The organism is Priestia sp. SIMBA_032, assembly GCF_046535215.1.
Taxonomy (GTDB): domain Bacteria; phylum Bacillota; class Bacilli; order Bacillales; family Bacillaceae_H; genus Priestia; species Priestia aryabhattai.
The window spans coordinates 1-240 of sequence record NZ_JAWRXD010001468.1 but is presented as its reverse complement, the minus strand read 5'-3'; the positions used below and the strand labels follow the sequence as shown (position 1 = coordinate 240).

Here is a 240-nt window from a genome sequence, read left to right as displayed (position 1 = left end):
CGATGTCGGATCCGACGGAACGGCCTGCGTCGCGCACCGCCGACATGGCGCCGAAGGCGACGACATCGCTCGCGCCGAAGACGACGGTGCCGGGGGAGACGCCGTCCTCGAGGGCACGCGTCATGAGCGCGTATCCCGCATCGCGGGTGAGCTCGTCGCGCAACACGCGCGGAGCGGATCCGCCGGCATCGGTGAAGCCCTCGACGAAGCCCTCGACGCGCGAGTCGCTCGTGACGAGGC

Annotated in this window: 1 pseudogene; it reads right to left on the bottom strand. The window is 71.7% G+C overall.

Annotated elements, in window-relative coordinates:
• Positions 1–240, bottom strand: a pseudogene (locus SB717_RS39185) (catabolite control protein A); the annotation flags it as partial.